The sequence below is a fragment of the Marinobacter confluentis genome, from assembly GCF_004785685.1.
GTDB lineage: Bacteria > Pseudomonadota > Gammaproteobacteria > Pseudomonadales > Oleiphilaceae > Marinobacter > Marinobacter confluentis.
The window spans coordinates 76,600-92,182 of the sequence record NZ_SRPF01000001.1; the positions used below are offsets into that span (position 1 = coordinate 76,600).

At 57.8% G+C, this 15,583-nt stretch carries 14 protein-coding genes; 12 read left to right on the forward strand and 2 right to left on the reverse strand.

Annotated elements, in window-relative coordinates; genetic code table 11:
- Nucleotides 1–110 precede the first annotated feature (110 nt).
- Genes lepA through pdxJ form a run of 7 tightly spaced genes read left to right on the forward strand, consistent with a single transcriptional unit; the run spans nt 111 to nt 6,237 of the window.
- Complete coding sequence (gene lepA / locus E5Q11_RS00380; RefSeq protein ID WP_135801435.1) at nt 111–1,913, forward strand: translation elongation factor 4; 1,803 nt, start codon at nt 111–113, stop codon at nt 1,911–1,913.
- Nucleotides 1,914–1,924: 11 nt separating this feature from the next.
- A complete protein-coding gene (gene lepB, locus E5Q11_RS00385) occupies nt 1,925–2,716 on the forward strand; it encodes a signal peptidase I (protein ID WP_135801436.1) in 792 nt (263 codons plus the stop codon).
- A gap of 42 nt (nt 2,717–2,758) precedes the next feature.
- Nucleotides 2,759–3,148, forward strand: coding sequence for a DUF4845 domain-containing protein (locus tag E5Q11_RS00390; protein WP_135801437.1), 390 nt, complete (start codon nt 2,759–2,761; stop codon nt 3,146–3,148).
- Entirely contained in the window at nt 3,145–3,834 is a 690-nt protein-coding gene (rnc, locus tag E5Q11_RS00395; protein ID WP_135801438.1) for a ribonuclease III, read from the forward strand. Before E5Q11_RS00390 ends, rnc begins: the two co-directional genes overlap by 4 nt.
- The gene (gene era / locus E5Q11_RS00400) at nt 3,834–4,751 is read left to right on the forward strand and encodes a GTPase Era (RefSeq protein WP_135801439.1); all 918 of its coding nucleotides are present in this window, start codon (nt 3,834–3,836) and stop codon (nt 4,749–4,751) included. Before rnc ends, era begins: the two co-directional genes overlap by 1 nt.
- A gap of 18 nt (nt 4,752–4,769) precedes the next feature.
- The gene (gene recO / locus E5Q11_RS00405) at nt 4,770–5,498 is read left to right on the forward strand and encodes a DNA repair protein RecO (protein ID WP_135801440.1); all 729 of its coding nucleotides are present in this window, start codon (nt 4,770–4,772) and stop codon (nt 5,496–5,498) included.
- Nucleotides 5,488–6,237 carry a pyridoxine 5'-phosphate synthase gene (gene pdxJ / locus E5Q11_RS00410; RefSeq protein ID WP_135801441.1) on the forward strand — a complete coding sequence of 250 codons (750 nt, stop codon included), beginning with the start codon at nt 5,488–5,490 and terminating at the stop codon, nt 6,235–6,237. Before recO ends, pdxJ begins: the two co-directional genes overlap by 11 nt.
- A gap of 30 nt (nt 6,238–6,267) precedes the next feature.
- Here pdxJ and E5Q11_RS00415 read toward each other — a convergent pair whose 3' ends face one another.
- Nucleotides 6,268–9,147, reverse strand: a complete 2,880-nt coding sequence (locus E5Q11_RS00415) for an ATP-binding protein (RefSeq protein WP_135801442.1) — start codon at nt 9,145–9,147, stop codon at nt 6,268–6,270.
- A 198-nt stretch (nt 9,148–9,345) separates the two neighbouring features.
- On the opposite strand from E5Q11_RS00415, the gene cysM reads away from it, so the two are divergent.
- The 5 genes from cysM (at nt 9,346) to E5Q11_RS00440 (ending at nt 15,183) form a co-directional block, all read left to right on the forward strand.
- Nucleotides 9,346–10,239, forward strand: a complete 894-nt coding sequence (gene cysM / locus E5Q11_RS00420) for a cysteine synthase CysM (protein ID WP_135802374.1) — start codon at nt 9,346–9,348, stop codon at nt 10,237–10,239.
- Between the two features lie 21 nt (nt 10,240–10,260).
- Nucleotides 10,261–11,595, forward strand: coding sequence for a 23S rRNA (uracil(1939)-C(5))-methyltransferase RlmD (gene rlmD, locus E5Q11_RS00425; protein WP_135801443.1), 1,335 nt, complete (start codon nt 10,261–10,263; stop codon nt 11,593–11,595).
- 22 nt (nt 11,596–11,617) lie between these two features.
- Nucleotides 11,618–13,855 carry a GTP diphosphokinase gene (gene relA, locus E5Q11_RS00430; RefSeq protein WP_135801444.1) on the forward strand — a complete coding sequence of 746 codons (2,238 nt, stop codon included), beginning with the start codon at nt 11,618–11,620 and terminating at the stop codon, nt 13,853–13,855.
- Nucleotides 13,855–14,718 (forward strand): nucleoside triphosphate pyrophosphohydrolase, encoded by an 864-nt coding sequence (gene mazG, locus E5Q11_RS00435; RefSeq protein ID WP_191964468.1) that lies wholly within the window; start codon nt 13,855–13,857, stop codon nt 14,716–14,718. Before relA ends, mazG begins: the two co-directional genes overlap by 1 nt.
- Before the next feature lie 120 nt (nt 14,719–14,838).
- Nucleotides 14,839–15,183, forward strand: coding sequence for a pilin assembly protein (locus tag E5Q11_RS00440; RefSeq protein ID WP_135801446.1), 345 nt, complete (start codon nt 14,839–14,841; stop codon nt 15,181–15,183).
- A gap of 93 nt (nt 15,184–15,276) precedes the next feature.
- On the opposite strand, the gene E5Q11_RS00445 is transcribed toward E5Q11_RS00440, so the two are convergent.
- Complete coding sequence (locus E5Q11_RS00445) at nt 15,277–15,510, reverse strand: hypothetical protein (protein WP_135801447.1); 234 nt, start codon at nt 15,508–15,510, stop codon at nt 15,277–15,279.
- Between the last annotated feature and the right edge of the window lie 73 nt (nt 15,511–15,583).

A 15,583-nucleotide genomic window follows, 5' to 3' on the forward strand; every position in this document is an offset into this window, starting at 1 on the left:
ATGGCAATACAGCCCTTATACCGGTAAAATCACGCCGTTGTCGGGGGCGAGCCTCCCGGCGGTGGTCTGCCAAGGCCCAATCCTTCGTTCCATTTGAGTAGCCTTTTTCTGTGACTGAACTGAGCCGAATCCGTAACTTTTCGATCATCGCCCATATCGACCATGGCAAATCCACGCTGGCGGACCGTTTTATCCAGATCTGTGGCGGCCTCACCGACCGGGAAATGAACGAGCAGGTGCTTGATTCCATGGACCTCGAGCGTGAGCGCGGCATTACCATCAAGGCCCAGAGCGTCACCCTGAACTATACGGCTCGTGATGGGGTGGAATACAAACTGAATTTCATCGACACCCCCGGCCACGTCGATTTCTCCTATGAAGTGTCGCGCTCGCTCTATGCCTGTGAGGGTGCCCTGCTGGTGGTGGATGCGGGGCAGGGCGTTGAGGCCCAGTCTGTTGCCAACTGCTATACCGCCATCGAGCAGGGGCTGGAAGTGGTTCCGGTATTGAACAAGATGGATCTTCCCCAGGCAGAGCCCGAGCGGGTTGCCCAGGAAATCGAGGATATTATCGGAATCGAGGCCACCGAAGCCGTTCGCTGCAGTGCCAAGAGCGGCATGGGGGTCGAAGATGTGCTGGAAGACCTGATCAGGCGGATTCCGCCACCGGTTGGCGAAGTGGACGCCCCGTTACAGGCGCTGATTATTGACTCCTGGTTCGATAACTATCTTGGCGTAGTCTCCCTGGTGCGGGTTACTCAGGGAACCATCAAGAAGGGCGACAAGATCGTGATCAAGTCCACCCAGAAAGGCTGGACTGCGGACAAGGTGGGTATTTTTACACCGAAACCCACGGAAACCGGCTCGCTCCACGCGGGTGAGGTCGGTTTCGTGATTGCTGGCATCAAGGACATTCATGGTGCCCCGGTGGGCGATACAATCGTGCAGCAGAAAAACTGGGAAAACATCCCCAGGCTGCCGGGTTTCAAAAAGGTCAAACCCCAGGTCTATGCGGGCCTGTTCCCGGTCAGTTCGGATGATTACAACGATTTCCGGGATGCCCTGGAAAAACTCACGCTGAACGACGCCTCGCTGTTCTTCGAGCCTGAGAGTTCGGATGCCCTGGGTTTCGGTTTCCGCTGTGGTTTTCTGGGTATGCTCCACATGGAGATCATCCAGGAGCGGCTGGAACGGGAATACGACATCGACCTGATCACCACCGCGCCGACGGTTATTTATGAAGTCGTCACCAAGACCGGTGAAACGGTCACCGTTGCCAACCCTTCAAGCCTGCCTGATATCGGTTCGATTGAGGAAATGCGCGAACCGATTGTCGAGGCAAACATTCTGGTGCCACAGGAGCACCTGGGCAACGTCATTGCCCTGTGCGAAGAAAAACGCGGCATCCAGAAAAACATGCACTTTCTGTCCACCCAGGTGCAGGTGACCTACGAGCTACCAATGGCGGAAGTGGTGCTGGATTTCTTTGACCGCATCAAGTCTGCCAGCCGGGGTTTTGCCTCTCTGGATTATCACTTTGTGCGCTTCCAGGCCGCCAACCTCGTGCGCCTGGATGTGCTGATCAACAGCGAGCGGGTAGATGCGCTGGCGTTGATTGTACATCGGGAACAGTCCCAGTATCGCGGCCGCGCCCTGGTCGAGAAAATGAAAGAGCTGATCCCCCGGCAGATGTTTGATATTGCCATCCAGGCAGCCATCGGCAACCAGGTGGTATCCCGTGTAACGGTCAAGGCTTTGCGTAAAAACGTCACCGCCAAATGTTACGGCGGTGACGTCAGCCGTAAGAAGAAACTTCTGCAGAAGCAGAAGGAAGGTAAAAAGCGCATGAAACAGCTGGGCAATGTTGAGGTGCCGCAGGAAGCTTTCCTTGCCGTACTGAAAGTGGACAAATAAAAGGCATCTGAATGGATATTAATTTTCCCCTGGTTCTGGTTGTTCTCACCTTCGCCACCGGGTTGATCTGGCTGCTGGATATTCTGGTTCTGCGCAAGCGCCGCAATCCGCGCGCAGAATCAGCTTCCGAGGCTGCGGCCGATGATGAGTCTGAAGCAGGGAAAGAGCCTTACCTGGTTGAGCTAAGCCGGTCGTTCTTTCCGGTGCTGGCCATTGTTCTGGTGCTTCGGTCTTTCCTGGTGGAGCCCTTCCAGATCCCGTCCGGGTCCATGCTGCCAACCCTGGAGGTTGGCGACTTCATCCTGGTGAACAAGTTTGCCTACGGCCTGCGTCTGCCCGTTGCCGGCACCAAGATCCTCTCGGTGGATGATCCCCAGCGTGGTGATGTAATGGTCTTCCGCTACCCGGATGATGGCACCACCAATTACATCAAGCGTGTCGTCGGTGTGCCTGGCGACCGTATTCGCTATCAGGACCACGAGCTGTTTGTGAATGGCGAAAAGGTAGAGGCGCAATTCGTTGCGCGCATGCCGCCGGTGGAACTGCTTCGGGAAAAACTCGGTGACGATGAACATATGATATACCGCACCATGGGCCGCAGCGGCAATGGCGGCGAAGGCCAGTGGAGCGTCGGTGAAGGACAGTATTTCGTCATGGGTGATAACCGTGACAACAGTAACGACAGTCGATACTGGGGCATGGTTCCGGACGATATGGTGGTCGGCAAGGCGTTTGCGATCTGGATGCACTGGCAATCGCTCACCAGTCTGCCATCCTTTGATCGTGTGGGCAGTATCGATTAACAACAGCGACAAACGGTGTTGAACTCCAGGGGTGTACCGAACATGAAACAATCCAGCCTTTCTTCCATGCACAGACAGTCGGGCGCTTCCGCACTGGTTATTCTGATCATGGTCCTGTTTTTTGGTGGTCTGCTGACTATTGGTATCAAGCTGGGGCCAGCTTATCTGGACGACCAGACCATCAGCAAGGCAGTGGAAAGCATCAGCGACACCGAGGGGCTCTCCCGCATGGGGCCGGCCGAGGTTCGCACCCTGATCAACAAGCGGTTGCTGGTCAACAACGTTCGCAGTCTCAAGCCTGAGGACATCACCATCAAGAAAAACGGCGACACCGTTTTGATTACGGTGGAATATGAAGTGCGGGACAATATTTTCCGCAACATCGATACCGTGGTTCATTTCAAGCACGAGTATGAGATGACCGGCCAGTGAGTTCCCAACCCGATCTTGAAGAATTACAGCGCCGGCTGGGGTACCAGTTTAAAGTGCCAGAGCGTCTGTTACTGGCGCTGACCCATCGCAGCCACGGCAACCAGAACAATGAGCGCCTGGAGTTTCTGGGTGACTCGATTGTCAATATGGTCATTGCCGAATACCTCTACCTGCACTTTGAAAAAGCCCGTGAAGGCCAGCTCAGCCGCCTTCGAGCCCGCATGGTCAAGGGTGTGACCCTGGCGGAAATCGGCCGCGAATTCGAGCTGGGAAAATACCTGCGGCTGGGGTCGGGCGAGCTCAAGAGTGGTGGCTTCCGGCGTGAATCCATTCTCGCCGACGCCGTAGAATCGGTGATTGGCGCCATCTATCTGGACAGTGATTTTCACACCTGCCGTGAACAGGTCCTGCGCTGGTTTGATCTGCGCCTGAAAAAGCTGGATCTTCAGGACACCCAGAAAGACCCGAAAACCCGCCTTCAGGAATACCTGCAGTCCCGTCAGTTTCCGTTGCCCCTTTATGAAGTGATTTCCGTGGATGGCGAGGCCCACGCCCAGACCTTTAACGTCTCCTGTGCCTTGCCGTCGCTGGATCGCAGAACCTCGGGTATCGGCAGCAGCCGCCGTATTGCCGAACAGGAAGCCGCCCGCAACGCCCTGAAACAGCTGGGTGTGGAGAACGATTGATGAATGATATTACCCGTCCGGAAAACCCGGACAGCCGCTGCGGTTTTGTGGCTATTGTCGGCCGCCCGAACGTGGGCAAGTCCACGTTGCTGAACCACATTCTGGGCCAGAAACTCAGTATTACCTCCCGCAAGCCCCAGACCACCCGGCATCAGGTGCTGGGCATCAAGACCGAGGGGCTTTCGCAGGCGATTTACGTGGATACGCCCGGAATGCACGAAGAGGAACCCCGTGCTCTGAACCGCTATATGAACCGCGCGGCGACGTCTGCGCTGAAGGGTGTTGATGTGGTGGTGTTTGTGGTGGACCAGATGACCTGGACCACCGCCGATGAGATGGTGCTGGAAAAGCTGCGCCATCTGACTTGCCCGGTGATTCTTGCGGTCAACAAGGTCGACCGGATCGAGAAGCGCGAATCATTGCTGCCGCATCTGGAAATGCTGTCGAAGAAGCGGGACTTTGCCGAGATCATTCCCCTTTCGGCATTGAAGGAAATGAACCTGGAACCACTGGAAAAGTCCGTGGCTGGGTTCCTTCCGCAGAGCGTTCATTTCTACCCGGATGATCAGATTACGGATCGTAGCGAGCGCTTTATGGCCTCGGAAATGGTTCGTGAAAAGATTACCCGTCAGTTGGGTGCCGAGTTGCCTTATTCCGTGGCGGTGGAAATTGAAGAGTTCCGCCAGGATGGAAAAACACTGCATATATCGGCTCTGATCCTGGTTGAGCGTGAAGGCCAGAAAAAAATCATCATCGGCGATAAAGGCGAACGCCTGCGCCGCATCGGCCAGGAAGCCCGCATGGATATGGAGCGTCTGTTTGACGGTAAAGTCATGCTGCGGCTCTGGGTCAAGGTAAAGCGCGGTTGGGCCGACAGTGACCGGGCCCTGAAAAGCCTTGGCATGAACGACTTCTGACATTTCCATGAGATCGCCATGAGAACGCCGGTACAGCAGGAGCCCGCTTACGTTCTGCACCGCCGTCCATGGCGGGAAACCAGTCTGATGGTGGATGTGTTCTCCCTGAATGCCGGCCGCATTACGGTGGTCGCCCGTGGCGCCAACTCTGCAAAAAGCCCGCTGAAAGCCCAGTTGCAGCCTTTCCAGCCACTATTGCTGGACTGGACCGGGCGCAGTGACCTGAAAACCCTGACCCAGACCGACGTGCGCCCCGGGCCGTCGTTAAGTAAAACCCTGGCGCTCTACAGCGGCCTCTATATTAATGAGCTGCTGCAGCGAACCTTGCCCATGGCGGACCCGAACCCCAATCTGTTCGCGGCCTACATTGACCTGTTGGGCGAACTGGCGGCGACTGACGACGTAGAGCCTGTACTCAGGCGCTTTGAAAAAACCTTTGCCGGGGAACTGGGTTACAGCTTTGCCTGGGACCAGACCACCGACACCGGTGAGGCAGTCGCAAACGGATGTCAGTATTACTATGATCCCGAGCAGGGCATTCTGGCCCGGCCCTCGGAAACGGCCCGTTTGCAGGGATTGTCTGGCGATACGCTTAAAGCCCTGGCGGGAGGTGATCTTGAGTCTCCCGACTGTCGTCGGGTTGCCAAACGAGTGACCCGTGTTCTGGTGGATTTTCTGCTGCAGGGTCGTGAACTGAACAGCCGTCGTTTATTTTCCAGCCATCGAGGAGAGCGCAATGACCCTTAACCAGACCCGTTCGCGAGTGCTGCTTGGCGTCAATATCGACCATGTGGCAACGCTGCGCCAGGCCAGGGGTACCCGTTATCCCGATCCCGTGCAGGCGGCATTGCTGGCAGAAGAGGCCGGGGCCGATGGCATCACCATCCACCCCCGGGAAGATCGCCGCCACATTCAGGACCGGGACGTGTTTCTGTTGAAGGAAACCCTGAACACCAAAATGAATCTGGAGATGGCCGTGACCGAGGCCATGATTGTGTTCGCGGAACAGGTTCGGCCAGAGTGCGTCTGCCTGGTGCCGGAAAAACGTGAAGAGCTGACCACGGAAGGCGGGCTCGATGTGGATGGGCAGGAAGCCCGTGTGGCCAAAGCCTGCGAACGGCTCGCCCGCTTTGGCGCCGAGGTTTCCCTGTTCATTGACCCGGACATTGCCCAGATTGACGCAGCGGTTCGCTGCGGCGCACCGGTGATCGAGCTGCATACCGGTGAATTTGCCGAGGCAGAAACGCCTGAGGCTGAGAATGAGGCGTTTGACAGAATCGCCAAGGCTCTGGCCCACGCGCGCAAAAAGGGACTGGTGGTCAACGCCGGTCACGGGCTGCATTACCACAATACGGAGCGGGTGGCGTCACTGCCCGGCATTAACGAGCTGAACATTGGCCATGCCATCATCGCCCGGGCGGTTTTCGTGGGTCTGAAAGAGGCGGTGCGCGATATGAAGGAAATCCTCCACCACGCCAGCCGTTGATACGTCCCGCGGGCCGGGCGATGGAGGTGTCTAGTCGGTGACCGCGTTCTGGCTCTGCTGTCTGAACAGCGGTTGCCAGTCGGTCTGCTCGCTCCAGATCAACAGGCGTTCCATGGCGGCGACCAGTTGGTCTTTCTGGTACTCCCTGTCTGGCGCTTCCTGTTTTAGTGCGGTCTCGAACTGGTTTGCGGCGGCCCTCAGTTCCGGTACGCCACAGTAACGGGTGGCGCCGTGCAGTTTGTGTACGCATTCCAGCAGTTCTGACAGCTGGTTCGCGGACCAGAGTGCTTCCACTCGCCGGGTGTCGGTGTGCAACTGCTCTATCAGCATGCTGAACAGCTCTTCCGCCAGATCTGCCTTGCCCGCTGCCAGCTGGACACTTTCCGACACGCTGACGCAGTCTTTCTGTTTCTTGCGGTTTGAGGGCCGCACCGGCCTGCGGGTGTCACCAAATTCGGGCGCCAGGGACTGACGTCCCGGCGGTTCAGGCTGCGCAATGTACCCGGTGTACTCCTGAATGGTCTGCTCCAGCTGTCGGTTGCTGATGGGTTTCGGCAGATAGCCATCGAAGCCCTGACGGGTCAGGCGCTCCTGTTCATCGGCAAGGGCATGGGCAGTCAGGGCAATCACCGGGGTTCGATGGTGTTTGCCGTCCACTTCCCGCAAACGTTCGGTGGTCTCCACACCGTCCATTCCGGGCATCTGCAGGTCCATGAACACCAGGTCGAAGGGTCGTTGCCGGGCTTTGCTCAGTGCCTCGAAGCCGCTGCTGGCACCCTCTGCTTCGACTCTGCAGTCATTGAGCAGAGTCATCACCAGCTTCAGGTTGGCGTCGTTGTCGTCAACGGCCAGAATCCGGGGCGCACGGGAAGGTGCGGATGGTTGCGTTGGCTCCGGACGGTAATCCGGTAGCACCGGTTCGTTCTGGCTAATGCCGTGAATCAGCAGTAGCAGCTCGTTATAGAGCGAGTCCCGGCAGACCGGTTTGGTCATGTGTCCGCTGGCCAGGCCCGATAGAGGCGTATCGTGGGTCTCAAGGGTTGGCGTAAGCAGCAGGGTGCGGCAGTCCCGCTCCAGCTCAAGCGTGCGCACCAGATTGCAGTACTGACTGGAATTCAGCAGGTGGCGGGTGATGCCAATAATGGCCAGGGCATAGCCTGACTGCTCCCGCTGGGCTTCTTCAATCTGCTCCTGCAGGGCTCCGGGGGAGGATACCCGGTCAACGGTCATGCCCCACTCTCGCAGGGTATGCTCCACCGAAAGCCCGGTGGTTGTCTGGTGATCCAGATAAATGACTTTTTCGCCGCGCAGGGCATCCCGTGGGGAAACCGGGTCGCCGGATGAAGACAGCTCCGAGGTGAGAGTAAACCAGAAGGTGGAGCCTTTACCGAGCTCGCTTTCCAGGCCTATGCTGCCACCCATTTCTTCAACCAGGCGTTTGGAGATTGCCAGCCCCAGCCCAGTGCCGCCGTACTGCCGAGCCGTTGATGCGTCCGCTTGACTGAAGGCGTTGAACAGTGACTGTTGCTGCGCCCGGGAAAGTCCGACGCCGGAATCCGTGATGCTCAGCCGCAGGGTAATCCGGTTGGCTTCCTTGTCCTCTTCCTCAAGACTTGCCCTGAGCACCACTTCGCCGGTCTGGGTAAACTTGATGGCGTTGTTGACCAGGTTGGTGATGACCTGCTTGACCCGCAGCGGGTCGCCCATCATGTTGTCCGGAACATCGTTGTAGACCAGGGGTACCAGGTCCAGGTTCTTGCTATGGGCCGCCGGGGCGAGCATTACCATGACTTCTTCCACAATATCCCGCAGTTGGAAAGGAATGCGGTCGAGTATCAGCTTGCCGGCTTCAATCTTGGAGAAGTCCAGAATGTCGTTGATTATGGTCAGCAGAATTTCCGACGATTTCCGGATGGTGCTCAGGTGGTCCCGCTGCTGGCGGGGCAGGGGGCTTTTCAGTAGCAGGTCGGTGAAGCCGATAATCCCGTTCAGTGGAGTGCGGATTTCATGGGACATGTTGGCCAGAAATTCTGATTTGATGCGGCTGGCTTCCAGGGCTTCCTTGCGGGCGAAGTCCAGTTCAATGTTCTGGATCTCGATGGTTTCCAGGGTCTCCCGCAGGTCTTCGGTGGCCTGATCAATGTTCTGCTGCATCTCGGCCTGGGCCTTGCTCAGTTCACTGGCCATGGCGTTCAGGCCGGATTCCAGCTGTTCAAATTCGGGTCCGGCTTCGGTGTATACCCGGGTGTCGAGTTTGCCTTCCTTGAGTTTTGCCACCGCCTCGTTGAGCTCGAAAATAGGCCCGGTAAAGGCGCGGCTTAGCCGCATTGCGATGGCCAGGCTCAGAAGAACGCCAGCCAGCACCAGCAGCATGGAAATCAACAGGGCCTTGTAGGTTTCTTTTTCGGTGCGCACGTGGGACATCTCGACCATGGCCCAGCCGATCGGTTGATTGCCACGCCCCACCGCCTGGCGTGATTCCGGGTCCAGCAGGCCTTCAATCATCAGGTCCTGAAGGTGAACCGGCGTCACGAACACCGTGCTGTCCGGCCGCGGAATCTGAATGGGACTCTGGCTGGACATGGCCTGTTCGCGAATGTCGTCCGAGCCGCCCGGACCGGTGTGCAGAAGGCGTTCGCCCTCGCTGTCAAAGAAGGTGATTGAGCGGACGTCCTGCTCTTCCAGCAGCGCGTTGGACAGGCTGCTCAGTAGGCTTCGATTGGCGGTAAAAAGGCCGTATTCAGAGCCGGCTGAAAGCTGGCGGGACAGGGATTCGCCGCGGTCCTTGAGCAGGTTTTCAATGTTGGTGACCCAGCTGTAGGTGAAGAACATCCCCAGCATCAGAGTGGTCAGCAGGGTGGGAACGAGAGTTACCACCAGTACTTTTTTGCGAATGCCCCAGCGTCGCATAGTCTCTTCCCGATTTGCCCGGTCGGCTGCGCGACCAGCCGATCATCCCTGTCAGAATAGCTGATTACCGTTGGCGAGACGGTGGTGATGTTCGCGGTTATAGCTCGCAAGCATGGTGTTAGCGACAACCTGTATTGGGCGACCGCCGCCATTGCGAGTATCATGCGAAGCCGAAGTGTATCACCAGAAGGTAACAGCATGCAGTTTCCGACCATCGAAGATTACGTTGGGCATACGCCACTGGTACGCCTGCAAAGGCTTCCCGGTGACACCAGCAATGTGATTCTGGCCAAGCTTGAGGGCAATAACCCGGCTGGTTCGGTCAAGGACCGTCCGGCGATAAGCATGATTCAGGAAGCCGAGAATCGGGGCGAGATTCACCCCGGGGACACGCTGATCGAGGCCACCAGCGGCAATACCGGGATCGCCCTGGCTATGGCGGCGGCCATCAAGGGTTACCGGATGAAACTGATCATGCCCGCCAACCTGAGCGAGGAACGTCGGGCGTCGATGCGCGCCTACGGGGCGGAGATTATCTCGGTGACCAAAGAGGAGGGCATGGAAACCGCGAGAGATCTTGCCCTGCAGATGCAGGCAGAAGGCAAAGGCAAGGTGCTGGACCAGTTTGCGAACCCGGATAACCCCCTGGCGCATTACCGGACCACCGGCCCTGAAATCTGGGAGCAGACCGCCGGTAGGGTTACCCATTTTGTCAGCTCCATGGGGACCACCGGCACCATCATGGGCGTGTCCCGGTATCTGAAAGAGCGTAACCCGGATATCCGGATCATCGGTCTGCAACCCCAGGATGGCGCGTCCATTCCTGGCATCCGCCGCTGGCCCGAGGCCTACCTGCCAAAAATCTTCGATGCCACTCGGGTGGATGAAATCCTCGACGTGGGCCAGGAAGAGGCAGAAGTTACTATGCGGGCGCTGGCAAGCCGGGAAGGCATCTTCTGTGGCGTGTCGTCCGGTGGCTCCATTGCCGCTGCCCTGAAACTGTCCGCCCAAGTTGAAAACGCGGTGATCGTTGCCATCATCTGTGACCGTGGCGACCGCTACCTTTCTACCGGTGTCTTCCCCGGCGCCTGAACCCCAGCGAGAGAATATTCAATGAGCAGAAGACGCAGGAAGCCGCTTCCCCAGGAGCCCGTCCGGTGCCAGATCGAAACCCTGAGCCACGATGGCCGGGGCATTGCCCGCGACAATGGTAAGACCCAGTTCGTCGACGGCGCCCTGCCGGGCGAGACGGTGATGGCGAAAGTTGTTGGATCACGCAGCAAATTTGACGAGTTGCGAACCCTCGAAGTGCTGGAAGCGACCGCTGAGCGCATTACACCCCCTTGCGACTTTGCCGACCTGTGCGGTGGCTGCAGCCTGCAGCATATGTCAGGCGATGCCCAGATTCAGTTCAAGGAGCAGACCCTGAGGGAGCATTTCGCCCATTTTGGAGGCGTGGAGCCGGAAGAATGGGTTGCCCCCATGCGCTCCGAATCCCTTGGGTATCGGCGTAAGGCCCGGCTGGGTGTCAAGTACGTGCCGGCCAGGGAATCGGTGCTGGTTGGTTTCCGGGAAAAGCGGAACAGTTTTCTGACCGACATTGACCGCTGTGTGGTGCTGGACCCACGCATTGGCGAGAAGATCATGCCGCTGCGGGAACTGCTGCATAGCCTGGAGGCCTTTCGCCGGGTGCCGCAGGTGGAAGTGGCCTGTGGCGATGATGTCGCGGCCATGGTGTTCCGCAACATGGATGACCTCTGTGCCAGCGACAGGGAAGCACTGATTGCTTTCGGTCAGGCCCATGATTTGCATATATACCTTCAGCCCAAAGGCCCGGACACGGTTCACCGTATCTGGCCAGAAACCGGTCCCGAGCGCCTGAGCTACCGGCTGGATGAATTCGACCTGACCATGGCATTCCATCCCATGGACTTTACCCAGGTGAATGCCGAGCTGAACCGCACCATGGTGCACCGCGCCATTGAATGGCTGGATGTTCAGCCGGATGATCGGGTACTGGATCTGTTCTGCGGGCTGGGCAACTTCACGCTGCCGCTGGCCCGTAAAGCCGGAAAGGTGGTCGGGGTTGAGGGCGATGAAGCCATGGTTGTGCGCGGACGTGAGAACGCCGAGGCAAATCAGCTGTCCAACGTCGAATTTCATGGCGCCGATCTTCAGGCCGACTTTACTCGCCAGTCCTGGGCGGCAGAGGGATTCGACAGGGTCCTGATTGACCCGCCCCGGTCCGGTGCCCAGGAAGTCTGCGAATATCTGACTTCGTTCGGCGCAAAGCGGGTGGTGTATGTGTCCTGCAACCCGGCGACACTGGCGCGGGACGCCGGTGTCCTGGTGCGCAATGGGTATCGTCTGGTGCGGGCGGGGGTAATGGATATGTTCCCCCACACGACCCATGTGGAGTCCATGGCCTTGTTTGAACGCAAGGAATAAACGCGGGAAGAACAAAAGCAAGATGGTTAAAGTCCGAGAAGAATATACCTTTTCCGGTGACGGAGCGGTGGACATAGAGCGTTGGGTCCGCCAGATCGAGTCACAGACCCGTCTGGAGAACCCGGAACAGTTCCGTCGTGCTTGCGAGCGGGCCGCGGCCATTGATTTCAGGGCGGTGCGTGAGGACCGTATCTGGGCGCCGGGCACCAGCAGTTTCCGCACCGGTATTGAAATGGCGCAGGTGCTGGTGGAACTTCACCTGGACCAGGCCAGCCTGGTGGCGGCGATTCTGTATCGGGCTGTGCGCGAGGAGCGCATTCCACTGGAAGATATCCAGAAGGAATTCGGCGACGAAGTAGCCGGGCTGATCAAGGGTGTTCTGCAGATGGCCGCGATCTCCTCGATTCATCATCCGCTGAAAGGCAACGTCCTGGGCCAGACCGAGGGCCAGCTCGATAACGTCCGCAAAATGCTGGTGACCATGATTGACGACGTCCGGGTGGCGTTGATCAAGCTTGCCGAGCGGACCTCCGCTATCCGAGCCGTCAAGAACGCTTCGGAAGAAAAGCGGATGCGAGTTGCCCGTGAGGTATTTGATATCTACGCGCCGCTGGCCCATCGGCTGGGTATCGGCCACATCAAGTGGGAACTGGAAGATCTGTCGTTCCGCTATCTTCATGCCACTGCCTACAAAAAGATTGCCAAGCTGCTGGATGAAAAACGCCTCGACCGGGAGGGTTATATCCGTCAGGTTATTATCGACCTGCAGGAGGCTCTGGGCGCATCGGGAATCCAGGCGGATCTGTCGGGTCGCGCCAAGCATATTTACAGCATCTGGCGGAAGATGCGGCGCAAGGGTATCGATTTTTCCCAGGTCTATGACGTTCGCGCGGTGCGAATTCTGGTGCCGCAGGTACGCGACTGTTATGCCGCCCTGGGCATTGTTCACACCCTCTGGCGCCACATTCCCAATGAATTCGATGACTATATCGCCAACCCCAAGGAAAACGGCTACCAGTCCCTGCATACCGCGGTGATTGGCCCGGAAGGCAAGGTCATGGAGGTGCAGATCCGCACCCGGGACATGCACGAAGAGGCCGAACTCGGCGTTTGTGCTCACTGGCTTTATAAAGGCATGGACCGTGGCAACAAGTCCGCAGGATACGATGCCAAGATCAACTGGCTGAGGCAGGTGCTGGAGTGGCAGGAAGAACTGGGGGACATTTCCGGCCTGGCCGATCATCTCAAATCGGATGTCAGCTCTGACCGGGTTTACGTGTTCACCCCGGAAGGCCACGTGGTGGATCTGCCCCAGGGCGCAACGCCCGTGGATTTTGCCTATCGGGTACACACTGAGATTGGCCATGCCTGCCGGGGTGCCAAGGTAAACAACCGCATAGTGCCGCTGACCTATCCGCTCAGAACCGGAGATCAGGTCTCGGTTCTGACGTCCAATCATCAGGCACCCAGCCGTGACTGGCTCAACCCGAGCCTGGGCTATATTCAGACATCCCGCGCCCGGGCAAAGGTTACGCACTGGTTCAAACAGCAGAACCGGGATCAGAACATTGTGGACGGGCGGGCGATCCTGGAGGATGAATTCAGGCGTCTATCCCTGTACGACGTGGATCTCAATGAGCTGGCCCGCAAGGTCAATTACCCGACCGCCGCCGATATGTTTGCCGCAACTGGTGCGGGCGATCTGCGGCCAACCCACGTTGCCCATGTCGCCCAGCAGATGCTGGAGCCGAAATCCGAACAGCTGGACCTGAGATTTACGTCCCGGCCCCGGAAGCCCTATGACACCGAATCAGACATCCAGATTCGTGGTGTCGGCAAGCTTAAGACCCAGGTCGCCAAGTGCTGCAAACCTCTGCCCGGTGACCCGATCGGTGGTTATATCACGGTCGGGCGCGGGGTCACCGTGCATCGTCAGGACTGCATCACTTTCCTGAATCTGAAAGAGTTTGAGCCCAACCGGATCATCGAGGTGAGCTGGGGCGGCCAGCCCGTTGCGGTCTACCCGGTGGATATCGAAATTGAGGCCTATGACCGCTCGGGCCTTTTGCGCGACATCACCGAGGTACTGTCGTCGTCAAAAAGTGATGTTCTGGCCATGAACACCATCTCCAACAAGGACGAAAACACCGCCACCATGACGGTGAAACTGGAAATATCCGGCCTGGAGCAACTTGCGCGGCTGCTGGCGAAGATTCGTAACCTGCCCAATATCATCGACGTGAGGCGCACCCGTTCATGATGTATTCAGTGGAAGACCTGAAATATCTGATGGCGCGCCTGCGTGATCCGGACACCGGCTGTCCATGGGATACGAGACAGACCTTCAGCTCGATCGTGCCCCACACTCTGGAAGAAGCCTATGAAGTGGCGGATGCTATCGGGCGCGAGGATTATCCCCACCTGGAAGACGAACTGGGTGACCTGCTGTTCCAGGTGATTTTCTATGGCCAGATGGGGCAGGAGCAGAACCACTTTGATTTTGATTCAGTGGTGGACAACCTGGTCAGGAAACTGATCCGCCGTCACCCTCATGTGTTCCCCGACGGCACCCTTGAGAGCCGGACCGATCCGGAAAATCGACCCGACGAAGCCTGGATCAAGGCCAGTTGGGAGCGGATCAAAGCAGAAGAAAGGGCGCTGAAACCGCAGGCTGAGGCCGATAGCAGCCGGCTCAGTGGCGTTGCGCGAACACTCCCCGCGATGGTGCGCGCTGAGAAACTTCAGCGCAGGGCGGCCAATCACGGATTCGACTGGCCCGATGTGGAGCCGGTGTTTGACAAGCTTCATGAAGAAATTGATGAGCTCAAGGAAGCCTGGTATGCCGCGCGTTCCGGCCGGGGTGACCCGGCAGCTGTGGAAGATGAACTGGGTGACCTTCTGTTCGTGTGTGTGAATCTGGCACGCTTCATGAAGGTAAATCCCGAGCAGGCGCTGAACGGTACCAATCACAAGTTCGAGGCAAGATTTCGCGCAATAGAGCAGCGCCTGGAACAGGAAGGCCGGGAATTTGAAAACGAAACACTGGCCGCGCTGGACTCAGTCTGGCAGTCAGTCAAAGGGGTTGAAAAGAAAGACGGTAAAGCGGGAAAAAATGACGGATAAGTACAATCCGTTACCATTATACCTGCACCCGGCCTGACCGCTTCGTCTACACTTCGCTTATCAGGTGCACTGGCGCAGTGCATCTGGTGGCGACCGAGAACAAGCAGGAGTGACGGCACCATGAAGATTAAAGATCTGGTCAATTACTGGGACAAGCATGCCCGGGGGCGTTTAACCCGCGATGCCTATTATGCCAATCTGTCTGACCAGCATCACAAGCGGCTAGAGAAACTGGCTGCGCTCTACCCGATGAAATCCACTCAGGATCTGATGCGAGATCTGATCTCTGCCGCACTGGACGAGCTGGAAACCAGCTTTCCCTATGTGCAGGGCTCGAAAGTGGTTGCCTTTGACGAGGACGGCTTTGAAATCTACGAAGACAGTGGCATGACGCCACGCTTCATCAGCCTGAGTCAGAAGCACATCCAGGAGCTTAAAGCCCGCCAGCTGGAATCAGTGGCGTAAGCGCCGGCCCTGAGCCAGAGCCGTCGCCCGACAAGGGCAGCGAATGAAACGTTTGCGGGGTGGAACCTCCACCCCGACTGAGCACCTCTCGCTCTACTTTTCCCGGTTTTCCAGCTTATCCTTCAGTGGGCTCAGCCTGACGAGATCGTCCAGAGCTGCGCCAATCATGTCGTTCAGAATATCGGCCTCGGAACGATCCGGGTAGAGCTCCGCCAGGGCGGCAATTCGTGCGGCGTCTTCCAGCGGAAGCCTCAGGTTGTAATCGTGGCTGCGCTCCACCGGTTTCTTTTCGCTTTCCCAGTGCCTGGGCAGATCGGTTACTTTCATGAATACTCCTTGCGGCCAAACGCGTTAATCGTTATTAGTATCCTTAGTTTACTTCGCTCCCGTCAATTTAAAA